General features: G+C 67.5%; 2 protein-coding genes. Both read left to right on the top strand.

Going from position 1 to position 3,880, the window contains the following annotated elements; all coding sequences use genetic code 11:
• Window positions 1-158 precede the first annotated feature (158 nt).
• Window positions 159-1,247, top strand: coding sequence for a recombinase RecA (recA, locus tag D7V97_RS41005; RefSeq protein WP_120615984.1), 1,089 nt, complete (start codon window positions 159-161; stop codon window positions 1,245-1,247).
• A 266-nt stretch (window positions 1,248-1,513) separates the two neighbouring features.
• Window positions 1,514-3,661 (top strand): alkaline phosphatase, encoded by a 2,148-nt coding sequence (locus D7V97_RS41000; protein ID WP_120615983.1) that lies wholly within the window; start codon window positions 1,514-1,516, stop codon window positions 3,659-3,661.
• Window positions 3,662-3,880: the final 219 nt, after the last annotated feature.

The following is a 3,880-nucleotide window of genomic DNA, read 5'->3' as shown; positions in this document are numbered from 1 at the left end:
GGGCGGGCTGGTGGCCGCCTTCCTGGCCGCCCTCCGCAAGAGCTGAGCACCAGAACCCAAAACGGATGTCAGAGGGGTGGACTAGGGTCTACCCATCGCGTACTAAAAGCGCGTTCAGGTGGGCCGGGGTGGCCCACTCTTCCAAGGAGCGACGAGAAATGGCCGTGAATCAGGAGAAGGAAAAGGCGATCGAGTTGGCGCTGGCCGCGGTGGAGCGCCAGTTCGGCAAGGGTTCCATCATGCGGCTCGGCAACGACGAGCCGATGATGAAGGACATCCAGGCCATCTCGACGGGGTCCATCTCGCTCGACATCGCGCTGGGCGTGGGCGGCGTGCCGCGGGGGCGCATCATCGAAATCTTCGGGCCGGAGTCCTCCGGCAAGACGACGCTGTCGCTCCACATCGTCGCGGAGGCGCAGAAGCGCGGCGGCGTGTGCGGCTACATCGACGCGGAGCACGCGATGGACGTGGGCTACGCGCGCAAGCTGGGCGTGCGCACGGACGACCTGCTGCTGTCCCAGCCGGACACCGGTGAGCAGGGCCTGGAAATCGCGGAGATGCTGGTGCGCTCGGGCGCCATCGACGTGCTGGTGGTGGACTCGGTGGCCGCGCTCGTGCCGAAGGCGGAGCTCGAGGGCGAGATGGGCGACGCGCACATGGGCGTGCAGGCGCGCCTCATGAGCCAGGCCCTGCGCAAGCTCACGGGCACCATCTCCAAGAGCCAGACGTGCGTCATCTTCATCAACCAGATCCGCATGAAGATTGGCGTGATGTTCGGCAACCCGGAGACGACCACGGGCGGCAACGCGCTGAAGTTCTACGCGTCGCAGCGCATGGACATCCGCCGCGTGGGCGCCATCAAGAACGGCGACAACGTGGTGGGCAGCCGCACCCGCGTGAAGGTCGTGAAGAACAAGGTCGCGCCTCCGTTCAAGGAGGTCGAGTTCGACATCATGTACGGCACGGGCATCTCCCGTGAGGGCGACCTCATCGACCTGGCCTCCAACGAGAACATCGTGGAGAAGAGCGGCAGCTGGTTCTCCTTCAAGGGAGAGCGCATCGGCCAGGGCCGGGAGAACGCGAAGGAGTTCCTGCGCGAGCACCCGGAGACGCAGAAGGAGATCGAAACCCTGGTGCTGGAGAAGTACGGCATCGGCAAGGCCGCCGCCGCGGGTGCGCCCGTCGCGGAAGCCCCCGCCGAGCCCGCCGAGGGCGAGAAGCGCCCGCGCGTGAAGGCCGTGAAGTAGGCGGTCCCGGCTCGCGCTGAAGCAAAAGGCCCACCGCGTTCCTCCGGGGGGAGCGGCGCGCGTGGACCTGGAGGGAGAGGCCGACTGCCAGCACTGGCGGTCGGCCTCTTCTTCTTGGCGCGTGTGGGCGGGCAGGTGGGGCGCGGCCGCGTGACGCGTGAGGTCATGCGGGCGTGTCGCGGGGATGTTTCGTGTGGAGGGAGGAGGGGCTCTAGACTTCGCGGCCCGGGAACCCCTTCCACCGCTTCCCACTGGAGTCCATCGCCTTGTTCAACCCCTTCAAACGCCGCACGTTCCTGCAGGCCGTGGTTGCTGTCGCGGCGACGACGACCTTTGGATGCTCCGACTCCGACGCGGAGACGTCGGATCCCTCGGCTGGCTCGCCCTTCTTCCCGCAGTCGCTGGCGTCGGGAGATCCGCGTCCGGACAGCGTGATCCTGTGGGTGCGCGTGGAGGACGCCGCGCGCGCCAGCGCGGACCTGACCCTACGGCTGGAGGTCTCCACCACGCAGGACTTCGCCTCGCTGGTGCTGGACAAGAAGGACCTGACGGCGCAGGCGGCGCACGACCACGCGGTGAAGGTGAAGGTGACGGGCCTGTCGCCGCGCACGACGTACTACTACCGCTTCTCCTACGAGAAGGACGGCCAGAAGAACACCACCCGCGTGGGGCGCACGCGCACCGCGCCCGCGGCCGGTGATGACGTGTCGGTGAAGTTCGTGTTCGCCAGCTGCCAGGACTTCATCGGCCGCTACTACAACGCCTGGCAGCGGCTGTTGCAGCTGGACGCGGACCTGGACTTCGTCGTGTTCCTCGGCGACTACGTCTACGAGACCACGGGCGACACGTCCTTCCAGTCGTCCGGCGGAGGCCGCTCCGTGCGCTTCAGCGAGCCCGAGGGCGCGCTGGCGCAGGGCACGGGCCTCACCGCGTTCCTGGCGGCGAACACGGTGTCCAACTACCGCGACCTGTACAAGACGGTCCGCAGCGACCGGCAGCTGCAGGCGGTGCACGAGCGCTACCCGTTCATCATCACCTGGGACGACCACGAGTTCTCCGACGACTGCTGGAAGGACGTGGCGACGTACGAGGACGGCAAGCGCGACGAGACGCAGCTGGAGCGCAAGCACAACGCGGAGCAGGCGTTCCTGGAGTACATCCCGCTGGACACCGCGCAGACGGCGGACGGCGTGGTGGACGTGGACGCGGAGCCGCGCTTCCCCAACACGCGCATCTACCGCGACTTCGAGTACGGCCGGCACCTGAAGCTGCTGGTGACGGACTACCGCAGCTACCGCCCGGACCACCTCATCCCGGAGGACGCGTGGCCGGGCTCGGTGGCGCTGGACGAGACGCTGCTGGGCGCGGGGCTCCAGGGGCAGCCGGACGCGGTGAAGCAGGTGTTCCAGGCGGACACGTTCGCGTACGTGAACCTGGATGACGCGGCCTACGCGGCGCAGAAGCAGGTGCTCCAGGGCGTGTACCTGAAGCAGGCGAAGGACGCGGGGCTCACGGACGCGGAGGCCGCGCAGAAGGCGGGCACCTGGGTGAAGGGCCCGGTGGCGCTCTTCTACGTGAACCAGGTGCTCCAGGCCGCGGGCTACGCCGCGCTCGTCATCCCGCCGGCGGGCAAGCCCCGGGGTCTGGCGTACGTGCACATGGGCAAGAGCTCCCTCTTCAACATCCAGGGCTCGCGCTACGTGGTGGTGAAGGACACGTTCGACCTGTTCGCGGGGGTGAAGTACCAGCTGTCCGCCGGCAAGAGCGAGGACGTGTTCGGCCCGGACCAGGAGGCGTGGTTCAACCAGACGCTGACCACGGCGACCAACACCTGGAAGATGGTGGTGAGCTCCACGTCGCTGTCGGCGCTCATCTGGGACCTGCGCGCGAAGTCGGACATCGCGGACCCGTCGCTGCGCCAGCGCTTCTACTTCAGCGTGGACCAGTGGGACGGCTTCCCCACGAAGAAGAAGGTCATGCTCAACACGCTCAAGGCCAAGGGCGTGCAGAACGCGCTGTTCCTCTCCGGCGACATCCACGCGTCGTTCGCGTCGGTGGAGGAGGGCGTGCCCACGCTGACGGCGCCGGGCATCACGTCCGGCTCCATCAAGAGCCTGGCGGGCCTGGCGCTCCTGGGCGCGGGCTACGCCAGCGGCGCGCCCGTGTACCAGTACGCCGTCGCGAACATGGAGAAGACGCTCAAGGACTCCAACGCGGGCCTGCGCTTCGCGGACACGGACTCGCACGGCTTCGTGATGGTGGAGGTGAAGGCGGACGAGACGCTCGCCACCTTCCACCTCATCCCCGCCGCGGAAGTGGCCAAGGACTACTCCAAGCGCGATGACAGCGAGCTGGAGGCGAAGTTCAAGGCCACCACCTTCCGCGTGAAGAACAGCGACATCCAGCCGGCCTGAGCCGGGCCGTCACGGTCTGAAGAAGTCCGAGGGCCGCGTGGGGTGCTCCCCGCGCGGCCCTTGTCGCATCCGGTGAGTTTTGCGATTTTCCTGGTTTGTGGTGTTTTGCACGGAGAAGACTCCCATTGAGGGAGTCGGGGTCCGTCACCGGGGAAGGAGTTCATCGTGGGTGCACGCAAGGGATGGCAGGGGCCTGTTTCTTATACACATCTCCGAGCC

Source organism: Corallococcus sp. CA053C (genome assembly GCF_003611675.1).
Classification (GTDB): Bacteria; Myxococcota; Myxococcia; order Myxococcales; family Myxococcaceae; genus Corallococcus.
Note: the sequence above shows the minus strand (reverse complement) of the source record. Positions and strands in the feature narration are given on the sequence as shown.

Coding starts and splice junctions, on each gene's coding strand:
- recA (WP_120615984.1), top strand. CDS start 159: ATGGCCGTGAATCAGGAGAAGGAAAAGGCGATCGAGTTGGCGCTGGCC.